Raw genomic sequence first — 20,108 nt, 5'->3', positions numbered from 1 at the left:
CCTGCTGTAGTTGAAAGGGGCACTGCATTGCGGTGCCACCTCTGCCCACAAATTTACGGGATTTTTGGTTGCCGGAATTGACCCAACGGAGAAACCACACCAGAATACTGTACATATAAACAGTATTCAGGTGTAATATGCCCGTCACACTTCTTGGCGACCATAAGTCGCTCTCTCAACTTGGCATCCCGTTCTTTTTGGAACGTGTATCGGCGGGTTTTCCATCCCCTGCCGAGGATTACGTTGAGAAAACCCTGGATCTGAACGAGCTGTGTATTCAGCATCCGGCCGCAACCTTTTTCGTGCGGGTACAAGGTGAGTCCATGGTTGACGCTGGCATCTACCCAGGCGATGTACTGGTGGTTGATCGCTCACTACGAGCCGCGCACGGCGACATTATCATCGCCAGCTTGGAGTCTGAAATGACAGTGAAACAACTTCACCTCACCCCGCCTCCGGTTCTGTTGCTTCCAAGAAATTCGGCTTACACACCCATTACCATTGAGGGCGATATGGTGATGGAGGTGTTTGGTGTTGTCACCAATGTGGTTCGATCACTCAAGCGTGGGGGAAACTCATGACGACGTCTCATCCCATCTCCTTTGTTACGGTACGACGCCGGTTCGATTTCCGAAGCATAGAGGTCGGCCGCTGGGTGACTCCAGCAGAGCGGGATCGAGCCGCTGATCGGTTTTACCAGGCTCTCTGTGATCTGATGACCATTCTGCAGGGGCCAGAGAACCTCATCTCCCTTCGTGGGTCTCTCGGAATGCAGTACGGCATTGGTGGTCGGCCTGGAGTATCTGCCCACTATATTCCTGCAACCCGGCAACTGGCACTCGCAAAGAACGCCGGCGCCGGCAGCCTGGCTCACGAGTGGTTTCATGCGTTTGATCATTACATGGGGAACAGAGCCTTCCGGAGTTTAGGAAAGTTTGGCTTTGCCTCCAGCGGCTGGCTCGGTAGTGCCAAGCCGAAAGAGCACCCTCTAAACAACCTGCTCAGTGCCTGTTTTCAAACCATCTTGCTGACTGAAGACGGAACAGCGCCCAGCCCCCTGTTTCAGGCATCCAAGGAAGCTGACAAGCGACTAAAGGTGCTGTATTACGCAAAACCAGAAGAGCTTTGCGCTCGAGCGTTTGAGGCTTTTATCGAAGACAGCACACCCAACAACTCGTTCCTGGTGCGCGGTACCGTTTATTCTGACGAAGCTGATGCAGGCCTTTACCCAAAGGGCGAGCATCGCCGGCGTATCAACGAAACATTCCAAGACTATTTTGCTTCGCTTGGTGCGGCCTTGTATCGGGAACAGGCGAAAGCTGGATGAATACAGCACGAGAGTTGAAAGGTGTTCCCTGCGGTCGCAAAGCGGACATTCAGGTTGAGGGATAACGCCAAAATTCGGCGGAGGCGACCTTTGCGTAGCGAAGCGGAGAAAATGCTGTCCGCTTAAGGCCCGTAAGACACGGAACGTACCGAAATGAAGCGGAGCGTGCGAGTCGTGAAGAACAGTGGTTTGAGTGACCTGCATCGAACTAAAACACGTCAAGCGAGGGCTGGCAGGTATGCATTTGGCCGAGTAGGGGCTCGAGACATTCGACTCCTGACCCGAGAGAGTATGACGCCGGTGACGCGAGTAAACATGCATTCATCTCTCGCCGGGGCATACAGCAAAGACCTGGTACAAAAAGTCGACGCCAACGGATTCGTTGAAAGGTTTGATCTGGGACGGCAAGCCCCATATTTGATGGAAGTCACTTCAATCTACCGCGTTGACCTGTGAAACCGAGGTGATCGAGTGGCCGCTCTGATCATTTTGTGCTTATATTAATTTGGGCCGGTGATGTTAAGCAAATTGATATAGGAGAAGTAGCTCAGTTGTATCGGCGTTTTCGAAGCTCAAGGGAGGAGTGCAAAATGTCGTATCCATTCAGAAATCTAGTTTTTGAAGGTGGTGGTGTAAAGGGCATTGCCTACGTTGGTGCTATGCAGGTTCTTGAGAGTGAGTCGATTCTCAAGAACATCAGTCGTGTAGGCGGAACATCCGCAGGTTCAATCAACGCGGTATTGTTCGCGGCTGGCTACAGCAATGCAGAAATGTTGAAGGTTCTGAAGCGGCTGGATTTTAACGACTTTAAAGATGATAGTTGGTTCGCTCTCAGGGACATGAGACGACTCAAAGATGAGTACGGCTGGTATAAGGGAGATTATTTCCGGGACTGGATCGGTGACTTGCTAAAACAGAAGACCGGCTCAGCCAATGTCACTTTCAAAGCTCTACACGAACACACCGACAAAGAACTTTACGTCTACTCATCAAACCTCTCTACCATGTTCGGTGAAGTCTACTCGCCAGAGCATACGCCAAGAATGCGAGTGGTCGATGCTGTAAGACGTTCAATGTCGATCCCCCTCTTCTTTCGCGTAGTGCGAGACGACCGAAAAGATGTTTTTGTTGATGGCGGCGCGATCAACAATTACCCGGTAAAGATCTTTGACCGACAAAAGTACCTTGAGAATGGTAGTTTAAAAAGGATTCCTGGCTACTATGCAAAGGAAAATAAAAAACTGAGCCAGGTTTCCCCCAAAAGCAGCCCATACGTTTATAACAAAGAGACGCTCGGCTTCCGGCTCGATTCCGCGACAGAAATTGGCGTTTTTCGAGACGGCCAGACTCCAAAGAGTGAAGAAATAGAACACTTTCTGGACTACACGATGCAACTGATCAAGACCGTGCTCGCAGTCCAAGATAGCCAACATCTTCACAGCGATGACTGGCAAAGAACTGTTTATATCGACACCTTGGGAGTTGGAACCACAGACTTCAATTTGAGTGAAGAACTAAAGCAGTCGCTTGTAAAATCCGGTAAGCAGGCAGCAAAGCGTTATCTTGAATGGTGGTCAGATGTTGAGAACGATCTGGCAGTAAATCATCCAGAATCAAAGGCATGATATTCTAAGAAGCAAAAATCGAGTTCCGGGTTGCCATATGTGAAGCAAACTCCGGAAGCACCTAACTTGTCAGGTTCACTCGAGTAAAATATGAAGAGTTGGGTGAGGCTGTACTAAAGATCGCAGAAAGAGTTCTAGGATTATATGCCTAACATGGCTGATCCAGCCGGCGCTCCAGCGGAACGAGTGAGTGAGCGGCGACGTTAGACCCGATAATTAGTCCCGATAAATAGGGAGGCGGAATTTGTGGAATATCGGATATTAAAGGTACTGGTAAGTTTGGGAGTTCCTGGCGTGGCGCTGGGAGTCTTCTATTTATTGTTTAAGTCGTTCGGATTCTCCTTTCCGCAGGTGACGGCGGGCTGGGTTGGACCAATAATTGTTTTGTTTATGCTGATTGTTGGGGCAATCACATTCTATGCCCTGACGCTATGGAGACCGTCTATGTCAGGTGATGGCACCGGCGTGTCAATTTCTGTGCCAAAAAATGGGGCAACATTCAAGTTCGTTATCGAGATGCTAGCTGCAAATAATCACAAGTCCGTTGAATATGAAGGGTTTAGTGATGAAGTATTAGAAGCGCATGTTAGGTCGCAGCAGATTACAGCAGATACGACTGAAGAGGCGATGGAGATGGTTCGCGGTCTTTCGGGTGGTGAGGTACCACCGTTTCAGGTTACGCGCTCATCCTTTGGTGGTTACGTGTTAAAGGCCAAGAAAAATCATACAAAATAAGGAGGGAAGGACGATGGCGTCTGGAAAAAATTCATGTGAATGTCCGCAACCTCCTGGTGGACGGGCCGTTTGTAGCGCAGATCAGCTGGCAATTTGCCGCGTAGTAAACGGCGTTGCGTATACTGAGTGTATCGATATTCCACACCGTGTCGCCGTAGCTGGCACTAATATTCAATTTGCTTGGGCAATGGCTGTTATTAGAAATGAAAGCTTTTCCCCCTCCAAAGGGGTTTCATCAGACGATATCGATATTTTGAGCGCTGGATATTTTTCGTCCTCGCATTCGGGAGACGTAACTTTCAGTTTGCCGGTATCGTTTCGGCTGTTTGGGGCCAGTGGGGTCTAACAACACGTTGCAGGCGACGTTTGACCCGTTGCGCATCCTTGTCCCAAGCGCACGCACCGCCTCAAACGCACCTGAGTGCGGGTGTTGAATCGAGAATCCTCGTCTTTCGCTGACTCCCCAGTCTTTTCTACTAGCTCATCTCAGCGCAAAAAAAATCCGCTTTCCAATGTTCGCCTTGGCCAATTGAGGTGATTTGATTGGTGGTTCCGTTTTACTTTCAAATACCGAATTGACCTTGAGCGATCTGCTCTACAGAGTTTTGTATCGAAAACAGCGTTTCAAATTATTTTCTGAGCACGTTGAAGGATCAGGATAAGTAGACGGACGTCGATTTTTTTTTACGTCGAAGTGATCCTCATTAAATTTATTACAAATAAATCAATTATATAGATCATTGGATCAATTATTGCTAGTTAAAATGTTTTATTGGATGCTACTGAATATTACTAAGATCAGAATGGATTAAAAAGTTGGGTGCAGGTCAGATCAGCCCTATCGAATTGCCCCTTACCATTCGCTAGTGGTTGGCGTTCAACTGGATAAAACCAGCTGAGCTGTGATCTCATACGCTCAATGTGACATAACGGAGGAGTTATGAAAAACTTAAATTCATTGGTATTCATGGTCATTTTGGTGGTAAGTGGTTGCGCTACGCCACCAGAAGTAAAGCAACTATCCTTACAGCAAATGGAGTATTTTGATTCAGCAATTGAGGCCGTATCGGCTCAGTCTGAGGCACTGATAATGGCTACAGAAGTAATAGTAAAAAATGCTAAGTTAGGAATAGAAAATAGGGAACGTGAGAGCAAAGCAAGCATGGAAAATCTCGCGGTTAATATAATCCCGACATTAACTGATAAGAAAAAAAAAGAGGCAGCTCTAAAAATGCTCAGCGAAGTAGAGGAAACCGTTAAAGTTGCTGAAAAGTCTAGATCGAACCTAGATAAGGATCTAGACAAGGTTAGAAATAAGTCAGATGAGCTTACTCAATACTTAAGGAAAATGAAAGAAGTACACTTAGCTATTGATGCGTATGTACAGTCTGAAAAAGCCGGTGAAAAGGTCGTATCTGATATGCTGAAATATCCCTCTGTAAATGACCTTGTAACCAAGGCTAACAATCTGATACCAAAAATAAAGCAGGGAAGTCAAGACCTACAATCTCTAATTAGTGGTATGCAGTGAGGGGTTAGAAATGACAAAAAATGAACTAATCGAAAAAATTAACAGCATGAAATCAGCCGCTGAAAATATGGATGAGCCTGAAAAAACATTCTCTCTAAGTGATATTCGTCAATTGGAGATAGAGGTAATGGGCATGTCTGTATCTTCAATAGCCGAGAAAATGCAAGCTGTTAATCTGCCTAGCGTCCACGATATGGATAGTAATATTAAAAATGCTAATAACTCAACAATAGAGCACTCTCAAAGAGTCGGCTACCTGAACTCAGCGATCAGTCTCGTAAAAGAGGCTCTTAATATTGTCGTGTAAATGTGTCCGTATCAAGGCCGATCAAGAAGGACGATCTTTCGCGGTGTTCGTTTCGTGCCTATATCGCACAAGCATCTTACCGCTACGCCCTGCCTATTGCCGCCGACGTTAAATTGTGCTCTTTGGAGCACTATCCACCCTGCCCTAAAAAGACCATCTTGGCATGATAAAAAGGTTCGCGTTCCAATGGAAACTTGCACCTTTACAGATGGCTCGCCAATGCTCGCTTTTGTTTAAAACCTGACACCTGTGAGCAGCCTTGGTCGCAAAGCGGACGATCAGGAGAGGATCGAGCCTCTCTTTTCGGGCGTGGCAACTCAGAGCAACACAGGTTCCGGCAACCAACCCGCCAGCCCCATGAAATGGAAAAGGATGGTCAGCCCGCCAAAAATCAGGACCAGGGCAATGCCCAACTGGCCACCCGGGGCCATGAAGCCACGACGCCCACCCTTCAGTGTTCGGGACTTTCGGGCCAGCAGCGCCGGAACAATACAGGCCCAGACCGCCGCAGCCGCACCGGCATAGCCAATGGCAAGAACGAAGCCAAACGGAAAAAACAACGACAGCAGTAATGGCGGAATAAACGTAATTGCCCAGGTTTTGGAGCGCCCTTTGCGATCATTATCGAAGCCCAGCAGGTCGGCCATGTAATCAAAGGTGCCCAAGCCAACGCCGACAAAAGACGACAGAATGGCAGCCGTTGAGAAAGCGCTGATGGTGGTCGCCACCCGCTCGGAATTGATGGCAAAACCAAGGGCGGCGAGCAGGACATCCACGTCACCGCCCTGGTCGACCACCGGGCCGAAGTCCGCTCTCGGCAGATTGCCAAATATGCTGAACAGCCACACCAGGTAGAACATCAAAGCCACCAGTGTACCGCCCAGAATGGCTTTCTGGGCCTTACTTTCCTCGCCATAATAGGCGCGCATTGATGCCACCGAATGATGATAGCCGAAAGATGTCAGCGCCACTGGCAACATCGCCATCGCATAGGGCGCATATTGGCCGTCGGCATTTGCGGTATCAAACAGAATAGCCAGGTCAATTCTGACCGCTAGCCCAGAGACGCCGAGTACAAAACTCACCAGCATGAAAGTGATGAGCACCACCGAAAGTCGGTCCACTGCGCGGGTTGAGTGCCATACTACCAAAGAGGACAACAGGACAAAAATAACCGAAGCCAGCTTACTGTCGACCCCGGTCATGCTCTGCAGGATCAGGCCAGACGACGTGATGTAGGCATACAGGAGAATGCCGCCAACAAAGTACACCGTCAGATTACTGAATGCGTTCACCCGGGAGCCGAGCAGAGATTTGGTAACGGTATTGAACGAAGCCCGCAAACCGAAGTGCTTGAAGGCTTCCAGCAGCATCCAGCCGGACAGTGTCATCACCACCATGGTAAGCACCAGTGCCAGGCTGGACCAGGTCGTCCAGGCACCTGCACCGGAACTGGGCAAGCCCAACATACCGGCACCGACGCAAACACTGGCAATAATACTCGCCCCGCCAATCAGGGAAGGCCTGGCTCTGGATTCTGCGCGCTCGGTCAATGGGCCTCCGTCGTCGCGTATCAGCTTTTGGATTTAACAGCGGCCGCATGATACCGCTTTGAATTTGCCGACACTACGGGCAGAAACTTCGGAAACAGATGTGTAGAGCAGCAAGGCCATACGACACCATTTGTCGCAACCGCAGGTTACAGTATCAATAACTCCTCGATGACTTGGCAATGAATCCGGCAAGCCAATCACCCAAGGAGCCACCATGCACGACTTTTCAACCGTTCTTGCCCAGCACGGGTTTACACCAGAAACATACGACTTTGATTCCACCATCGCCGGTTTCGATTACGACCTGCAGTTCGCTTTGTTCGATCAAGACAGCATTTTCGATATCGAGAAATCAAACATCGTTCGCCAATGGGACAACCCCAGCGCTTATTTGCGCTGCGAACTGATTACCCGAAGCTGCGATACAAACAGCGCATTAAGATTTTTCCTGCAGCGCTGGGTGTCCGAACTCAGGTACAACACAGTAACTCGGGAGGTCCTGGACATTACTCAGGAGCAAAACACCGTTGAAATCCGCGCCCTGATCATAAGCCAACACAACGCCATGACTCTTGAAATCAACATTCTGCCACCTGTCGAGGAACGCCTATGAACCGCTTTAAAAAAGAAGAAGCCCGCGCACACCAAAAAGCCCGTGAAGGTTTAACCGATGCGGAAATAAAACTCGTAGACGAGCAAGATGCACTGAACAAGAAGATCTCAGAAATAGCGCGAACCATTCATCTTGAGTGGTTTCCCGAAGAATACGACCATCAACTGGACTCCATTGCCGATGCTGCAGATAGAAGAAGCGGGATTAACCCTATGAATGCCGACTACACGAAAGAAGTGAACGAGCGTCGTAAAAAGCTTGGTGTACAGCCCCTTGGATCGAACGGAATGCCGACGTCTAATGAGAGCTGGGACATCGCTTACAGTGAAGCCCGCAAACAGATAACATAACCACCTTGATCCATCAGTCGCTATCCCGGCTCCCACGCAGTCTGCTGGCATCAAATCTATCAATAATAAAAAGAAGGACGATCCTATGCGCCGCCCAGTCAAAGCGGACCTTATCCCCTGGCTTGCCCGCGCACTGTCCAGCTCACCTCACTATGCCCTGCAACGGTCTATTCACAGCGTTCGTGCGAGGATGCGGGGCGAGAGAGACCTTGTTCTGGTTTTTGTAAACCCTCGTGACCCTAGCGGACTGCCCCTGTTGCAAGCCCTCCTGGAACTGCAGGAACGTTTTCGGGTGCGCTTTCAGCTTCATACCGTTTGGCAACAGGATGACGAGATATTCCCCGAGCCGGCACTCTGGCATGACTGGGCCCAACAAGATGCAATCAAACTTGCCAAGCTGTATAACCTCACACCTCCTTGTCGGCCAACGCCACCCTCGAAAACCGAATTAATGTCCGCCAAAACTCGGCTGCTCAACACTGAAAAAGCTGACGAAGGGCTCAGCACTGCGACCCAAATATTGCAGGATCTCTGGAGTTCAAACGCCCCCAGCGAGCCAACTCTGGAGCCATCAGATCATCACAACCAATCCCTGCTCGAGAATGAGAATCTGCTCAGGCGGCTCGGGCATTATCAGGGCAGCATGACTTGTTACCTTGGTGAGTGGTTCTGGGGCGTTGATCGACTGGACCATCTTGAGCGCAGTCTCACTGATCAGGGCCTGAAGCGAGACACCGCACCTGCCATAACCTATACCCGCACCTGGGCTGACTTAACGAAAGATGCCATCAGGCTACCCGATCACCCTCCAGAGTCGGATACCGCCCTTGAGATATTCTTCTCCATCCGCAGCCCCTATTCCTACCTCGGCCTTGAGCGGGCGATTCAGCTGGCAGAAGCCTGGAACATCCCTCTCCATCTGCGGCCAGTGTTACCTATGGTGATGCGCGGGCTATCGGTGCCTGATGCGAAGAAATGGTACATATTTCGCGATACAAAAAGAGAAGCCAATAAACTGGGTATTCCCTACGGCTTTGTCGCTGACCCACTCGGGCCCGGCGTGGAGCGATGCTACGCCCTGTTTGAATATGCCCGCTCTCTGGGCCGAGGAATTGAGTACATGCGCACCTACGCCCGCGCAGTCAATGCCGAAGGCATTCGCTCAGAAACCGATGAGGGTCTCAAGCTGATCGCAGAGCGTTCAGGGCTGGAATGGCATAAAGCAAAAGCCCTATTGGACGACCAGAGCTGGCGTGACTGGGCAGAAGTTAATCTTCAAGCGATGTATAACTGCGGGCTCTGGGGCGTGCCGAGCTTCCGGTACGGCGAAGTCACTTGCTGGGGCCAGGATCGGCTCTGGGTGATTGAAAATGAAATTAGAAACAAGTCAGCTCAACACTGAAACTCGCGCTTGACGTTTAGTTCAGATTTGAAGTGAAATTTTGCTTGACTGTAACCACCCCATGCTCGATGCGATACCAAGTACTTGCACACACATCGGTTCAGAGCTTTTGGTTTGCACTTACCCTTATTCACGCTTTAGGTTTATGCAGAGAACTCACCCCCGAACCAGCAGGAGTCTGCTGGATTGCGGGCCCTACGCTCCGCCGATTTAATTTAAATGCTCTCAGAACCTCAACGTTTGGTTTGAACATACCGCAAGCCCTTCTTTCCGAACTTTCAGATAATCTCCCCCAAAAACGCAATCGTGGGGCGACACCACCCTGCATCATATTCCCAGGGCCAATAATACAAGCAGGGTAACGGACTATATTCCCAGCGCTACACGTGTAACTGTGTTGACAGACGACTCGTCATAGCCAAATATTCGGAAACACAAAAACAATTGACAGTCGGCCGTTTTCATAACTGCTCCATTGTTCATTAGAGAAACAACAGGCTCAGACTTGTAAGGTGCGAAACAATGATTCTTGAAGCAGAAACTCCTGATGGAAAATCTTTCATATCAGAGAAACTCAATTTCGGGCCCGAGGATGCAGAGGAGATCAATCGCACCACCAATAGCGAATCGAAGATCAAATCAACGATTGAGAACCTGAACATTTCGGCTGACGCAAAGTCAGCCCTTTACTCAATCATCAACGCCACTGTTCGGGCAGGAAGGTTCATCGTTAAGATCGGCCGAAAGATTCTCGACGTTGTCATCGAAACCCTCAAGAACTTTCCTAATGCATCGTTTGGGCTGGTTCTGGGGGGAATGATGGGGATTTTGGTCGCATCTATTCCATTTATCGGCGCGATTATGGCACCGTTTCTTGCTCCCCTCGCGATGATTTACGGCTTTGTTGTTGGCATAAAACAGGACCTTAATGATAAAAATCTAGCTAACGCGATTGCAGAGGCAAGCGCTAGGTTCGACAACTTAAGAGCATGATTCCTATGGACGAATTCGAATCCAAAGACGGGATGCAGGATGTTGAAACAGTCATTCGCGATCCTTTGCGCTTTAAAATTAAGCTTGATATCGGTGATGAGGCGTATTCTTCACTGCGAATTAAAAAGTACCTTCTTGACAGTGTTGATGCCGCAAATGGCGCAGCAACTGGCTTTGTCTTTGCCAAATCAAGCCTTATAGCATCAACTTTTTTTGCGCCCTCCGGATTTCTAGGCGTACTAGGTATCGGAACTGCAGCGACACCTGTTGGCTGGGCTATAGGTGCAGGAGTGGCAGGTGCAGGTTTGAGCTTAGTTATCGGCAGGTACTTCATCAGAGGATCATCCAACCGGGTAAAACAAATTCCTGATTTCATCAATACTCCGATGGATGTCCTGGCAACTGGTCTCTTCGACATGATTGCCACTCTTGGAATAAAGCTTGCGGAAATCGATGGTGAATTCGTCCCCGAAGAGCGTGATTTTATAACGACCTACTTTATTGAAGAATGGGGGTATGACCCACTTTTCGTTCAGCATAGCCTGAAGCTTATTGAACAACACTCACACGAGCACTCGATTAAAGAGATTACCGAAAAACTGGCCCGCTTCAAAAAGGAGAATCCCGATTGCAATTACAGCTCCATGTCGCGGGAAATAATATTTTTTATCAAAGGCATAGCGGAAGCAGATGGTTACTTCGATGAGCGTGAGGAAATGGCAATCTCCAGAGTTGAAGCTGTGTTTCAAGATATCAACTCTTTTTCCACAACCTTCTCAGAATCTGCAAAATACGGGGCGCAACAGATTTCATCTATAGGAAAAGCTACATTCAACGGGCTTGGCTCAGGATTTAATAGTGCGAAAAAGGGGTTGCGAGATCTAGTTGGTCGGACTAAAAGTTCTTAGTTCCCAAAAATCAGCGATGATTCGGCCATCGTCAGCCGCATGGGATTCGCAGTCACGGCGATTTTCAACCCAGTTGTCCAAGCGGCGTGTTTACTGACTCGGATTACCTAGTGTGACAAACATGAAGAGCTTAAGGGTAGAACAATACTTAGCACGTGGCAGTGAAACGCGACCAGCTCAAAACAACAAAAGAGCACTCCCGAAAGGTTTAATGATCGAATTCAAGTGGGGCACAATCCCAGATGCTTGGCAAAGTGAAGGATCCTTTCCACTACATTTGGCAGGTCTTCGGCAATAGAAGGTCCGATATTGCGGCTCGGCTAAGAACACCGACCTGCCATAATTTTCCCACGTTCCGAAACCTGCTGATTGGTGTAAGATACGTGATGGCGCAGGTTCTCGCCAGTTTCCTTCAGAATGGCGGTTAATAGGCAAGAGGCATCTAAATAACGGGAGAATTGCGCCTGAACCCTCAGCTTTTATCGGCTAAAATCAAGATCAGAAGGATCCAGTAGTTATTCAGAACGCCCCTAAATAATAATGGACGGGTTTAATACTATGCTCATCATTTTCGGTGGACTTGCGTTAATTTTTTTTTGGATATTATACTTTGGTGCCAAAAAATACTTAGAACGTGATGGGCACGACGTTACTAAATTATTAGCTAAAAAATACACAAATATTATTGAATTTATTGTACTTTTCTCAAAAAAATCTCTGACCTCTTTATTCTTAGCCTTTAAATACCTTATTTGGGTATCGTTACTGACATCTGTTCTATGGGTTTTTACAATTTACGCTCTTGACACGAAAGAGTTGAACCCGATGGTCATCTTTTTATTATTAGCATTCAGTATATTCTCTTTAAAAGTCCGTAAAAGAATTAAAAACTTCAGAAAAAACATCATTCATAAAGAGAAATCGAAAAAAACAGGCTGGAATTATTTATTATTACTATTTCGACCACTAGTAGAAGGATGGAAAAATCTTAGAAGAAATGAAAAGATATTTTTAACTCTTTACTTTTTTTTGGTTTTTTCGTACACATTCCCTTGGGCGGAGGTTTCGCTTAATTTACATGGACTTTCTTTTACTGCAGCCTACGTACAAGGAGAAACGATACTAAATTCTGAATATGGCAAATACTTAAATATTTTTTTATTAGGAAACTGGACCCTACTTATATTACGAGTATTTTTTCTAAAAAAAGAGGATCGTATTTATTGGTACCTAGTAGCAGGTTTTTCTCCATTACTCATACTTTTATATTTAAGCTTCGGCTTCGATAAACTAACAAAATACCATATAATTTCTATCGAGCCTAGCTTCGGCATAGTAGTGAGCGCCATCATCAACACATTAATGTATTTTTTAATACTAAGACGCCACTTTAACTCCAGCATTTATCTATCAAAATAGTTCCAGTGATGATCTCGCCAACAGAAGGATGTTCGCACTAAGGCATGTGGCCAACTATGTTGATACGAACTCTTGCAACTACCGGAAGCAGGCTACTCCCCAAAGAATGCGCTACTCTAGTATTCGTTTATGGCGCCCCAAAACCACTTTGGATTATCACCAATTCGTGAGGGTTCTATGTGCGGCCGATACAACGTTACAGACTCGCCTGAAATCAGAACACTCATGGAGCAGCTCGGTTTGCCCTGCATAACTCCGAGGTTTCAGCACAACGTTCCCCCAGGAAATACTGGTGAATTTGTAATAGAGGCAGCTGACGATCGATATCTGCTGCCGGGCATTTGGTCGCTACTGATTGAACCCAGACCTGAAGGCCATGGTTACCGCCCTAACCCCAAGTTCCATACCTTCAATGCCCGAAGTGACCGGCTAACCAGCAGCCCGCTCTGGAAAAGAGCCTTTCCCTCAAAACGCTGTATTGTTCCGGTAAGCGCCTTCCATGAATGGCAAGGCAAGCAGGTCTACAACATTCACCCCTTGAATGAAGCCACTGCCCTGGCCGGCCTTTGGCAATCGTGGCACTTCGGTGAAGAGCAGGTAAATTCGTTTACCGTTATCACACTTCCACCACACCCTAGATTTAGCCATATTCACCCGAAGAGCATACCGCTGATGCTTCGCCCTACAGATTTTGATCTTTGGTTGGATCCAGGTTTTCATCAAGTGGAGGCGTTTCAAGCACTTATGCAAACACACATTCCCGCACCACTAGTCTGCGAGCCAGTCCGTGGCACGAAAGATCTGAGGCCAGTAGGAGATGTTGAAGTTCTGCCTGCAGATTAACTTGCGGCACAGCGGACCGGATAAGTCTCATCTGCCCACTTTGTCCCATGCATACAGACTCTTTAACTACTCTGTACTATGACGACCAACACGCTCCAGCCCCTTTTCCAGGGTGCTTTCGATTTCACTGCGCAGCCACTTTGGCTCAAGAATATCGCAATGAATTGCCTGAGCGGTTAACCACCATCGCAGGTCTTGGGTATCTCCTACCGTCACAGATATTTCAAAAGTGCTGTCATCTATCTCGCTGGTGATCTGATCAAAACCCAGTGGAGATTCAATCAGGTGGTTCAATGCTGGCTTGTCACAGCGTAACTGCAGGAAAACCGGTTTGTCGGATTTCAGAATACCCATGGCACCCGAGTGGATGTACAAGTCCAGGTCGAAGTCATCCGGGCGCTCTACCGGCTCTTCAACAATCTCTCCGGTGGCGGCCCTATGAAGGACTAACTGACGAACACCTTCCCTGCCCTCAATGGTCCCGATGAGGTAAACGTTGGGGTCTCGGAATATCAGGCCATACGGGTGGACTCTGACCTGTTCCGGCTCGGACCAATTACGCGCCTGATAGGTCAGCTTGCACTGGTATTCCCGAAGCAATGCCTCAGTGACCGTCTCCAATACATCGGCATCGATGTCTGGACGCCGCCCTCCCAGGCCACGACTGATTACCCGAACCCGGCTTGGCCATTGCCCCAGCGGATTACGATCCCGGGACAGCGTTCGATGGGCCTCCTTGAAATGAGGCTCCAGATGGGACAACGCTCTAGGCGGCAGCATAGGTGTGAGATACGCCTTAGCCAATTCAAAGGTCAACGCAGCAGGAAGATCCAAAGCCGGAATAATATCCATCGAGGCTTCCCGATCAAACGACCAGCGAAACGGCCGGGCGTTATCATCCACATACAACGGGAAGTCGGTGCTTAGCTTTTCAAGATCCCGCTGTATCGAGCGAATGGTCACAGAAAAATCATGCTCTTTCAGCCGTTGGGCAAGCTCGGTAGTTGTAATCGATTTGGGATACCTAGGCACCATCCTGAGCATGCTCAGGTAGCGAATGGCAGTACTGGACAAAACGGGACTCCTTGTCTTGCGGACACGAACAACCGTGAGCCGTGTCTGGCAATTACAATACCAGCGACAATGTCTTGTGGAAACTATGGAGAAATAATGGAGGCGCGGGTCGGAATCGAACCGGCGTACGCGGAGTTGCAGTCCGCTGCATGACCACTCTGCCACCGCGCCTAAAAAGATCGAAGGAATCGAGTCTTTGTGCTCTCAGGTTGGCATTGAGAGACTTGAAGAAATTGGAGCGGGAAACGAGATTCGAACTCGCGACCTCAACCTTGGCAAGGTTGCGCTCTACCAACTGAGCTATTCCCGCTTCAAGCGTATCGAAGCAATGCCCCGACAACGGATGCGTATTCTACGGATTACGGATCTTTCGTCAATACCTTTTTTTAAGTTTTTGTTTTAGTGGAGGTTTGTGAGCGTTTTTTAACCAGAAACACTCTGAATCTTCAGTGCTTCGAGGTCCCTCGGTTCAACGCCCAGATCCCGCCACTTTTCAGGATGACAGGTAAACAACAGTATCTGGTGGCGAGTGGCTGCGTCAAACAGGATCCGTTTCATGCCGTCCAAGCGCCCTGCGTCGCTGTGTACAAGGGTATCGTCCAGAATGATCAGTGTGGGTCGCCCTGCCTCCTGCAACAGGTCTGCATAGGCCAGGCGGCTGATAAGTCCCATTTGTTCCCTGGCACCAAAGCTGAGCTCTGCCATCTGCCCCAGCTCGCTTCCCCGGCTGAATTTGCCGGGCATCAGGTTTTCGTCTACTTCCAGGCTGGCTTCGGGGAACAAAACCGTCAAATAGTGATCTAGATGCTTCTGCAGCGGGGCCTGCAACCGGCGAGTGAGAGCCTGTCGTTTCTCAATTAACAGGTTCAGAAGAAGGTCTAACGCTTTTGCTCGCCTATCGAGTTCCAGATATCGACGGTTGGCGTGCTCCAACTCTGCAACCAGTTCGTTATGCTTCTCTTCAAGTCCCTCCGCACCCCAGGCTTCAAGTCTCGCACGGATTTCGCTCAGCTCCAGGGCCCGCTTCTGTTGGGCAGCTTCCTGGTGCTCAGCAGTAGCGCGGTAACGCGTTATGTCTTGCCTCAAAAGCTCTGGACGAGCTTCTCGAATCAGGGTTTCACGGTCTTTCAAGGAGGCTTCGAGTTCTGCGTTCTGCTTTTCGGCAGTAGCAATATCGCGAGCTATGCCTTCTATCTGTGATTGGCGCTCTGGGCTGTTCAGCTCATCCTGCATGCGTTGCCATTCCCGCATTGCCGTTTCGCTAACGTAGCGGGCTTTATGCAGCAGGCCTTCCTGATTCCTCTGCCCGGTCTCCGCTTCTGTTAGCCGCGCTTCCGCTTGCTTTAGCTCCGCCTCAGCTTGGCTGAGCGGCTTGGCATCACCACCCGTCGCCTCAACTTGTGGCAGGACTTCAAGCTCAGTGGTTCGGGCGAGCAATTCGGACTCAATCTCAGATCGGTCAGAGCCAAGCTGGTCGACGCCTTTGGGCGCCAGGGATTTCAGAAGGTCATCGAAACGCTGTATCTGTGCCTCAGCATCTTGCAGTCGCGTCAGCTTCAACTCTGCCGCCTCAACAGACTCAACTGCCAGCTCTGCGAGCTGCTGCGTCACAGATTGCGCCAACCGCTCAAGCTGTCGTCGGAGGCTGGCAAGATCATTGCCACCGGGCTGAATGCCAAGGTCACCTACACCTGGAATCGCGAGAACACCTTGTTCCAGCAGCAGCTTCTCGCCCTGCCCCTCAACGCTCTGCCCATCCAGATCCAGTGATGCGCCTGGCTTCAGGTTCCAGGTAACACGGGTGGCTACGGTCTGGATTCGAATATTCGCATCATCAAGTTCACGTTGATTCTTCTTTAGTTCTCGTAATGCGCCGATATCTATTAGGTTTATCTTTCTAGTATTTCGTGCTGAGTCCAGCGAAACCTGAATGCCTTTGGCCTCTTCCTGGCGTTGTTTCAGTTGCGCCAGATCCGCTTTCAGTCTGGCGCAGTCCTTCTCCAGGCGCTCCCGTTTATCTCTGAGATGGGCCTGCTGCACGGTTTGATTGGCAAGCTGGTATTGGCTGCGTGCAGCCTCAACCTGCTTAACCAACTCAGGGCTGGCGAGCTCTTCCTTTTCCAGTTGTTGCTTGGCCTTCAGGTAGTTCTGATGGCGTAACTCAAGTTGTTCATTTTGGTTACGCCAGTGAATCTGGCTTTGCTGAAGCAGGGAGAGGTTTTGCTGAATCTGTTTTTGCGACTCGATTCCCCGAGCTTGTTGCTCCTGCAGCGCCTCAACTTCACGGTATTTTGCTTCTGCGAGCTGCATCTCGCGCCGGGCCTCTTCCCATGGGCGTTCGCGATTGGCCTGTTCATGCTCTGCGGCCAGGGTTCCCAAACGATCCACTTGAGCCTTGTACTGCTCAACCCGTGACTTCAGATCCCTCACCTGCAGTTGCAGTGCCTCCCGGGTATTCGCTAGTTCAAGATAGTCGCCTCTTGGCTTCCCGGTTGATGTCAGTAGCTCTTTGCGCTGCCGCTCCACGGCCTGGATAATTTCATCACCGCCACTGCTGGCGACCTCTCCCACCAGGTTGTTCAGTGCGGATTTCAGGTGTCCACCGGCGTGCAGTACGGCGTTCTCAATGTTTTGCCCGGTACCCTGCTCAACCCAAAGCAAACCGGGGATTCCCCAGTGCTCCTCTTTACTGGCGCCTTTTTTGGGGAACTGATAGCCCAGTAACTCGGCAAGCTTTTCTTCGGCTTCTTCACCGCTGAACACTGCATCATCAACCTTCAAGTCACAGCGATGGCGTTTGAGGAAACGCTTGTCCAACTGCCAGCGCTGGCCTTTGTGCTCGAATACCAACTCAACGGTCGGGGCAGCGGATGAATCTCCCCAAGGGGCAAGATCTTCAGCGGATTTGGATCTGTAACGCTCGAAGAAAGCGGCACGGATGGCGCGAACCAAGGTACTCTTACCGGATTCATTAGGGCCGTGAATCAGGTTAATACCTGGCTGCAGGCTATCCAGCTCCAGGCCTTGTCTGAATTGGCGAAACTGCTCAACACGTAAACGCTGGAGTTTCATTGGGCCACCTCCGCGTCTTTTGGTTTGAGCAGGCCTGCAAGAATGCCGAGCGCGTCCCGTGCTACGGCAGCCTTCTCATCTTCTTCAGTCGTCTGCTGGCTCTCCCTCAGTTCTTGAACCACTTCCCCGAGGTATCCGTCTGCACGCAACTCGGCAATGTCGTCTTCGGTGGGCTCCAACTGCAAGCCACTTCGATCACAGGTAACACTGCGGTAGCGAGCTTCTGCGACAGACAGTGCTTCGGTCAGTTTTTGGTCGCCGGCCAGTGTGAGTGTGCCGGTAAGTTTCAGGTCCAGAACCGAAGCCTCGGGCAATTGGCCTATGCGAATCAGCAGTTCGTCCAGATCGGAGGGCACAGATAGAGTCTCCCGCCACTGGTGCCATTGATAGCGGGCGGTTTCATGGCGGCTCACTTGAGGTGTCGCACCGGGGTTTTCGATATCAACAATCAACACGTACCCGGCATCGTTATTGCGAAAACGCTCAGGTTCCGGCGTACCGCTGTACCAGGTTCGTTCGTTTATTTGCTTAACGCCGTGCCAGTCGCCCAAGGCTAGATAATCCAAATTAGCTGTGGTGGTTCTGTCGGGGGCGATGGGGTTGGTGGAATCAATTTCATCCGGCAGCAAGCCTTGAACGCTGCCGTGGGCCAAACCTATGCGGAGCAAATCGGGAGAAGTTTCCATTTCAGCAAATGGCTGGGTCAGGTCGCCATAGGTGTGTCGCTGGGTAAGAGGCGCCGACAGCACTGCGATACCCTGGTCCAGCAAAGATGTAACTCCGGATTCAAGTGCAAGGTAAACGTTCTGTGGAACGGCTCCCAACCGCTTTGCCCGAGACCATACACTCTCGGCAAGTGCCGCATCGTGGTTGCCTGGCAGCATTACCCAAGGGCCAGCGAAACCTCTGGTGGCATTAAACACGCGCCTGATGGTGCGATCAGACACTGTTTGGGCATCGAACACATCGCCTGCAACCAATATCGCATCGCACTGGTGTTCAGTGGCCAGCGCCGCCAGCCGCTCGATGGCTTCATATCGTGCTTCAACCAATGCCGCGCCATCTTCGGCGTCAAACCGGCTGTAGGTTCGGCCCATCTGCCAGTCTGCTGTATGTAAAAACTTTGGCACCTGCGTTCTCCTTGCCTCTTACCATTGCCAACCGCCAGCATGGTACACTTTATTCAACTCAACGGGGTGCCGGGCAAATGCCGGGCTGAGACCATACCCGCGGAACCTGATCCGGATTATGCCGGCGAAGGGATTGAGCACTCACCACCCTCGGTGGGGCCCGCGACATGGCTGCCAATTATGGCCACCCTTAACTTGTTGCGGAGGTTATACCACCATGCTCATCCGAGCGTTTGCACTGTTTCTGCTTGCTTTGGCCTTTGCGCCCGCACACGCCCAAAAGGCAGCCATCCTTACTGTGTATACCCACCCCTCTTTCGCCGCAGAATGGGGCCCGGGGCCAGCCGTTAAGGAAGCCTTTGAGCAAACCTGCAACTGCCAGATCAACTATGTGGTACTGGACAGCGGTGGTGACATTCTCCAACGCCTGCGCCTTGAGGGCAAAAGCACTCAGGCCGATGTGGTGCTGGGTCTGGACACCGCCACCATGGAAACAACCCGGCAAACAGGCTTGTTGGCAAACCACGAAACCGATCTTTCAGCCCTGAACCTGCCCATCAACTGGCAAGACCCGGTGTTTGTACCTTACGACTGGGGCTACTTTGCGTTCGTTTACGATACCGAACAACTGCCTAATCCACCAAAAAGTCTGGAAGCACTGATCGCTGCCCCTGACGACCTGAAGATCATCATCCAGGACCCTAGAACCAGCACCCCCGGCCTTGGATTGCTGCTCTGGATGCGCCATGTATACGGCGACCAGGCGGCCGAAAAATGGGCACAACTCAACGGCAAGATTCTCACCACAACCAAAAGCTGGAGCGACGGCTATTTCTCGCTGTTCATGAATGGCGAAGCGCCGATGATTCTTTCCTACAGCACCTCCCCGGCTTACCACATGGCCGTAGATAAAACAGATCGTTACCAGGCCGCTCAGTTCGAAGAGGGTCACTATCTGCAAGTTGAAGTGGCTGCCTTGGTTGATTCATCCGATCAGAAAAAACTCGGGCGTGAATTTCTCGACTTTATGCTGAGCGCGGATTTTCAAAGGCACATTCCACTTAAAAACGTGATGTACCCGGCTACCGATTTGGGCGATGAATTGCCGTCTGTTTTCGACAAGCTGATCCAGCCAGAGGAAGCGTTGTATTTTGACCCGAAAACGGTCAGCGATAACCGCCGCCAATGGATGAACGAGTGGCTGGATGCCATGACACGGTAATCAA

Annotated in this window: 19 protein-coding genes, 2 tRNA genes and 1 riboswitch; of the genes, 15 read left to right on the top strand and 6 right to left on the bottom strand. The window is 50.1% G+C overall.

The genetic code is table 11. From position 1 onward, the window contains the following. Positions 1–137 precede the first annotated feature (137 nt). The 7 genes from umuD to FFI61_RS14425 all read left to right on the top strand — a co-directional run bounded on the left by umuD (position 138) and on the right by FFI61_RS14425 (position 5,525). On the top strand, positions 138–581 hold the full coding sequence (umuD, locus tag FFI61_RS14455; RefSeq protein ID WP_200371303.1) for a translesion error-prone DNA polymerase V autoproteolytic subunit: 444 nt from the start codon (positions 138–140) through the stop codon (positions 579–581). After that, positions 578–1,327, top strand: a complete 750-nt coding sequence (locus tag FFI61_RS14450; protein WP_200371301.1) for a CLCA_X family protein — start codon at positions 578–580, stop codon at positions 1,325–1,327. The genes umuD and FFI61_RS14450 overlap by 4 nt, the downstream gene beginning before the upstream one ends. 315 nt (positions 1,328–1,642) lie before the next feature. Further along, entirely contained in the window at positions 1,643–1,783 is a 141-nt protein-coding gene (locus FFI61_RS14445; RefSeq protein ID WP_200371300.1) for a hypothetical protein, read from the top strand. Between the two features lie 134 nt (positions 1,784–1,917). After that, positions 1,918–2,952, top strand: coding sequence for a patatin-like phospholipase family protein (locus FFI61_RS14440; RefSeq protein ID WP_200371299.1), 1,035 nt, complete (start codon positions 1,918–1,920; stop codon positions 2,950–2,952). 246 nt (positions 2,953–3,198) lie between these two features. Then, positions 3,199–3,687, top strand: a complete 489-nt coding sequence (locus FFI61_RS14435) for a hypothetical protein (protein ID WP_200371298.1) — start codon at positions 3,199–3,201, stop codon at positions 3,685–3,687. A 940-nt stretch (positions 3,688–4,627) separates the two neighbouring features. Then, entirely contained in the window at positions 4,628–5,218 is a 591-nt protein-coding gene (locus FFI61_RS14430) for a hypothetical protein (RefSeq protein WP_200371297.1), read from the top strand. 10 nt (positions 5,219–5,228) lie between these two features. Then, positions 5,229–5,525, top strand: coding sequence for a hypothetical protein (locus tag FFI61_RS14425; protein ID WP_200371296.1), 297 nt, complete (start codon positions 5,229–5,231; stop codon positions 5,523–5,525). Between the two features lie 317 nt (positions 5,526–5,842). Here the strand turns inward: FFI61_RS14425 and FFI61_RS14420 are convergent, their stop codons facing one another. Next, complete coding sequence (locus tag FFI61_RS14420) at positions 5,843–7,078, bottom strand: aromatic amino acid transporter (protein ID WP_200371295.1); 1,236 nt, start codon at positions 7,076–7,078, stop codon at positions 5,843–5,845. A 214-nt stretch (positions 7,079–7,292) separates the two neighbouring features. Here FFI61_RS14420 and FFI61_RS14415 point away from each other — a divergent pair, with 214 nt between their 5' ends. The 7 genes from FFI61_RS14415 (at position 7,293) to FFI61_RS14385 (ending at position 13,606) form a co-directional block, all read left to right on the top strand. After that, positions 7,293–7,691, top strand: coding sequence for a hypothetical protein (locus tag FFI61_RS14415; protein ID WP_200371293.1), 399 nt, complete (start codon positions 7,293–7,295; stop codon positions 7,689–7,691). Then, positions 7,688–8,041 carry a hypothetical protein gene (locus FFI61_RS14410; RefSeq protein WP_200371292.1) on the top strand — a complete coding sequence of 118 codons (354 nt, stop codon included), beginning with the start codon at positions 7,688–7,690 and terminating at the stop codon, positions 8,039–8,041. Before FFI61_RS14415 ends, FFI61_RS14410 begins: the two co-directional genes overlap by 4 nt. A gap of 85 nt (positions 8,042–8,126) precedes the next feature. Beyond that, a complete protein-coding gene (locus tag FFI61_RS14405) occupies positions 8,127–9,443 on the top strand; it encodes a DsbA family protein (RefSeq protein ID WP_200371291.1) in 1,317 nt (438 codons plus the stop codon). Positions 9,444–9,965: 522 nt separating this feature from the next. Continuing rightward, positions 9,966–10,436: a hypothetical protein gene (locus FFI61_RS14400; protein WP_200371288.1), complete on the top strand. Its 471-nt coding sequence runs from the start codon at positions 9,966–9,968 to the stop codon at positions 10,434–10,436. 5 nt (positions 10,437–10,441) lie between these two features. Beyond that, a complete protein-coding gene (locus FFI61_RS14395; RefSeq protein ID WP_200371287.1) occupies positions 10,442–11,344 on the top strand; it encodes a TerB family tellurite resistance protein in 903 nt (300 codons plus the stop codon). Positions 11,345–11,902: 558 nt separating this feature from the next. Further along, complete coding sequence (locus FFI61_RS14390; protein WP_200371286.1) at positions 11,903–12,763, top strand: hypothetical protein; 861 nt, start codon at positions 11,903–11,905, stop codon at positions 12,761–12,763. Between the two features lie 129 nt (positions 12,764–12,892). Continuing rightward, the gene (locus tag FFI61_RS14385) at positions 12,893–13,606 is read left to right on the top strand and encodes an SOS response-associated peptidase (protein WP_227714937.1); all 714 of its coding nucleotides are present in this window, start codon (positions 12,893–12,895) and stop codon (positions 13,604–13,606) included. Positions 13,607–13,672: 66 nt separating this feature from the next. Here the strand turns inward: FFI61_RS14385 and FFI61_RS14380 are convergent, their stop codons facing one another. The 5 genes from FFI61_RS14380 to FFI61_RS14360 form a co-directional block, all read right to left on the bottom strand. Further along, positions 13,673–14,680: a helix-turn-helix transcriptional regulator gene (locus tag FFI61_RS14380; protein WP_200371285.1), complete on the bottom strand. Its 1,008-nt coding sequence runs from the start codon at positions 14,678–14,680 to the stop codon at positions 13,673–13,675. Between the two features lie 97 nt (positions 14,681–14,777). Further along, positions 14,778–14,851: transfer RNA gene (locus FFI61_RS14375), tRNA-Cys, on the bottom strand. A gap of 63 nt (positions 14,852–14,914) precedes the next feature. After that, positions 14,915–14,990: transfer RNA gene (locus FFI61_RS14370), tRNA-Gly, on the bottom strand. Positions 14,991–15,103: 113 nt separating this feature from the next. Next, positions 15,104–17,752 (bottom strand): AAA family ATPase, encoded by a 2,649-nt coding sequence (locus FFI61_RS14365; RefSeq protein WP_200371284.1) that lies wholly within the window; start codon positions 17,750–17,752, stop codon positions 15,104–15,106. Beyond that, a complete protein-coding gene (locus FFI61_RS14360) occupies positions 17,749–18,882 on the bottom strand; it encodes a metallophosphoesterase family protein (RefSeq protein WP_200371282.1) in 1,134 nt (377 codons plus the stop codon). Before FFI61_RS14360 ends, FFI61_RS14365 begins: the two co-directional genes overlap by 4 nt. Positions 18,883–18,934: 52 nt before the next feature. After that, positions 18,935–19,032: riboswitch (TPP riboswitch) on the top strand. 67 nt (positions 19,033–19,099) lie between these two features. On the opposite strand from FFI61_RS14360, the gene thiB reads away from it, so the two are divergent. After that, complete coding sequence (thiB, locus tag FFI61_RS14355) at positions 19,100–20,104, top strand: thiamine ABC transporter substrate binding subunit (RefSeq protein ID WP_200371280.1); 1,005 nt, start codon at positions 19,100–19,102, stop codon at positions 20,102–20,104. Positions 20,105–20,108 lie beyond the last annotated feature (4 nt).

The sequence above is a fragment of the Marinobacter sp. DY40_1A1 genome (assembly GCF_016597815.1).
Taxonomy (GTDB): domain Bacteria; phylum Pseudomonadota; class Gammaproteobacteria; order Pseudomonadales; family Oleiphilaceae; genus Marinobacter; species Marinobacter xiaoshiensis.
Note: the sequence above shows the minus strand (reverse complement) of the source record. Positions and strands in the feature narration are given on the sequence as shown.

Coding starts and splice junctions, on each gene's coding strand:
- umuD (WP_200371303.1), top strand. CDS start 138: ATGCCCGTCACACTTCTTGGCGACCATAAGTCGCTCTCTCAACTTGGC.
- FFI61_RS14450 (WP_200371301.1), top strand. CDS start 578: ATGACGACGTCTCATCCCATCTCCTTTGTTACGGTACGACGCCGGTTC.
- FFI61_RS14445 (WP_200371300.1), top strand. CDS start 1,643: ATGCATTCATCTCTCGCCGGGGCATACAGCAAAGACCTGGTACAAAAA.
- FFI61_RS14440 (WP_200371299.1), top strand. CDS start 1,918: ATGTCGTATCCATTCAGAAATCTAGTTTTTGAAGGTGGTGGTGTAAAG.
- FFI61_RS14430 (WP_200371297.1), top strand. CDS start 4,628: ATGAAAAACTTAAATTCATTGGTATTCATGGTCATTTTGGTGGTAAGT.
- FFI61_RS14425 (WP_200371296.1), top strand. CDS start 5,229: ATGACAAAAAATGAACTAATCGAAAAAATTAACAGCATGAAATCAGCC.
- FFI61_RS14415 (WP_200371293.1), top strand. CDS start 7,293: ATGCACGACTTTTCAACCGTTCTTGCCCAGCACGGGTTTACACCAGAA.
- FFI61_RS14410 (WP_200371292.1), top strand. CDS start 7,688: ATGAACCGCTTTAAAAAAGAAGAAGCCCGCGCACACCAAAAAGCCCGT.
- FFI61_RS14405 (WP_200371291.1), top strand. CDS start 8,127: ATGCGCCGCCCAGTCAAAGCGGACCTTATCCCCTGGCTTGCCCGCGCA.
- FFI61_RS14400 (WP_200371288.1), top strand. CDS start 9,966: ATGATTCTTGAAGCAGAAACTCCTGATGGAAAATCTTTCATATCAGAG.
- FFI61_RS14395 (WP_200371287.1), top strand. CDS start 10,442: ATGGACGAATTCGAATCCAAAGACGGGATGCAGGATGTTGAAACAGTC.
- FFI61_RS14390 (WP_200371286.1), top strand. CDS start 11,903: ATGCTCATCATTTTCGGTGGACTTGCGTTAATTTTTTTTTGGATATTA.
- FFI61_RS14385 (WP_227714937.1), top strand. CDS start 12,893: ATGGCGCCCCAAAACCACTTTGGATTATCACCAATTCGTGAGGGTTCT.
- FFI61_RS14365 (WP_200371284.1), bottom strand. CDS start 17,752: ATGAAACTCCAGCGTTTACGTGTTGAGCAGTTTCGCCAATTCAGACAA.
- thiB (WP_200371280.1), top strand. CDS start 19,100: ATGCTCATCCGAGCGTTTGCACTGTTTCTGCTTGCTTTGGCCTTTGCG.